We start from the raw sequence: 2,511 nt of genomic DNA, 5'->3' as shown, positions 1-2,511 counted from the left end.
CGTGCCTTGTGCGATGCCAGCATTCGTATCGCTGCTGCTCTTCCCATGCTGCGGCGTCGTCAGCGAGAGCGCGGTGCCGATGCCGCTGAGGGCATTGCCGACCGTACTGCCCCCTGCACCGTAGCCGCCGCTGATTCCCACGCTGCTGGCGCTGTAGTTCGCTTCGTTGTGGATGTTCTCGTAAGTAAGGCTGCCGGTATCGAGCAGGTTGTTGCCGGGGTCGGCCGTGCTGGCGATCACGCCGCCGACCAGATGTGTGTTGCCGCCCACGGCAAGCTGGAAGCCGCCATCGCCCGCCTGGATGCCGCTGACCTCGTTGACGCTCTGGTAGTGGCTGTCCACCTTGCTCTGGTTATAGCTCAAGCTGCCACCGGAACCGTAGCCGATCACCACCTTGCCGCCGGCCTGCCACTGCTGGCTGGCGTAGTCGTCGGTGTCCTGTTCGCTTTGGATCAACAGGTTGTGGCCGATGGCGCCGATCACCTGATGGCCGATGAGCTGCGCACCCTTGAGGGTGGTGTCGTTGCCGCTGATCAGGGTAAGGGTGCCGTTGGCGTTGACGGTGGTGTCGGCGTGCGTGATGCCGTTGCCATGCGCCTTGCCTTCGCCGCCGGATGCCTGGGCATAGATGCCGATGCCGTCGCTGCCGATTTGCAGGCCCACGCCGCCACTGACGTTGTGGTCGGTGTTCTGCAGGCTGTGGTTTTCCGCCTGGCTTTGCAGGTTGAGGTGGTTGGCCGCAGCGAGTGCGACGTCTTGGCCGGACACCTGGCTACCGATGAGGTTCAGGTCGCCGCCGGTGGCCGCGAGGGTGACATTGCCCTGGCTGGTGATGTGACTGCCGTAGGCGATGTCATCGTGGGTGGTCGTGGTGTTGCCTGCGCTGCTGCCGCCAAGGCCCACTTGCAGGTTGATGCCGCTGGGGTTGTTTGTTTGGGTGGCTTCTTGCAGTCCGCCCTTTTGGGCCATGCCCACGGCATCGCTGGCTTGGTAGCCCGCTTGCGCGGCATAGAGCGCGGACAGGCGGCCGTCTTGCACCTGGCTGCCGCGTTGCACGCTGTAGAGGGCGCCGTTCACGGCGTCGGCCGCCGCGCCGCCGATGCCCACGTTGATCCCGCCCTGGCTCACCTTGTGGCTTTGATGGATATCGCTGGTGCCTACGGCCGCATCGATGGTGACGTTGTTGCCCACGATGGCGGTGCCGGTCTGGCTGAGCACGTCGCTGCCGGTGATGTGTACGTCATTGCCGGCGCTGAGCGTGACGCTGCCGTTCAGGCTGCCCACGATGCTGCCGGTGTAGCTGACGTCGTGTTCGCTGTAACCGTCCTTCGTGCTGCGGTTGCCGATCAGGACGCTCAGGCCGCCGTTGTTCATCAGGCCGGTGTGGCGGGTGCTCTGGGCCTGGCTGACGTCGTCGGTGTTCTGGCCGGCATCGAGGGTGAGGTGGTTGCCGGCGGCGAGGGCGACGTCGTTCGTGCCCACCACCTGCGCGTGGGTGGCGCTGAGATCGTGGCCGGCGGCAACCGTGACGCTGTCGCCGCTGAGCACGCTGCCGACGCTGGTGCTTTGGTTGATTTGCGTGCTGCTTTGATTGCTGCGCCCTTCCGGATCGACCGAGCCGAAGCGCTTGGAACTGGTGCTGAAGAAGCTGAAGCGGCTGGCTGCGGTGTCGTGCTCTTCGCTGTGCAGGTCGTGCGCGTCGGCGAGGGTGACGTCGTGGCCGGCGGCCAGGGTCAACGTGTTGTTGGCGTTGAGGTAGGCCGCTTGGGCGGTGAGGTCGTGGCCGGCCGCCACGCTCACGGTGTGGCCGCTGATCTGCGTGCCGACGGCATCGGTGTCGCCGATCACATCGTGCGTGCTGCGTTGGCTGTGGTTGAGCAGGTTGCCGGTGCGGCTGTGGGTGTCGTGTTGCTGGGTGTGCGTTTCCTGGCCGGCGATCAGGCTGACGTCGTGGCCGGCGGCCAGGGCCACGTTGCCCTGGCTTGACGCGATCGTGCCGGCGAGGGCGGTGAGGTCGTGGCCGGCGCTGATCGCCACCCCGTTCGTGCCGCTCCATAGGGTGCCGCGCAGCGCCTGATCGGTGTCGAGGGTGGTGATGTCGGTGTGGCCGTCGCGGCCGTAGCCTTGGGTGACCTGGGTGTCGGTGACGGCGTCGAGCATGACATCGTGACCGGCGCTCCCTGCCAGGGTTTGGCCGGCCTGCAGGACCGCGCCCTGGCTGGTGAGGTCATGGCCGGCCGCGAGCACGGCGCTGCCGCCGGTATGGACGGTGGTGACATCGTGGATCGTCTGTACCGCCAGGTGGTCACTCGCGCCCTGGTCGACGGTGTGCCGGTCGGCGTTGAGGGTGAGGTCATGGCCGGCGAGCAGCTGCGCATCGCCACCGGCGGTGAGGGTGCTGGCGGTGGCGGTGAGATCGTGGCCGGCGGCCAGGCCCAGGTTTTGACCCGCGCTGAGCGTGGCGTGATCGAGGATAAGATCGTTGCCCGCTTGCGCGGTGAGCGTGCCCGC

1 protein-coding gene is annotated in these 2,511 nt (G+C 67.0%); it reads right to left on the bottom strand.

The genetic code is table 11. The annotated features are described in order from the left end of the window. A partial coding sequence (locus ISP15_RS18180; RefSeq protein WP_404549396.1) for a hemagglutinin repeat-containing protein occupies positions 1–2,511 on the bottom strand: 2,511 nt, incomplete at both ends.

This window comes from Dyella jejuensis, from assembly GCF_044904675.1.
Taxonomy (GTDB): Bacteria; Pseudomonadota; Gammaproteobacteria; order Xanthomonadales; family Rhodanobacteraceae; genus Dyella_B; species Dyella_B jejuensis.
The sequence above is the reverse complement of the archived record's forward strand: the minus strand, read 5'-3'. Positions and strand labels throughout refer to the sequence as shown.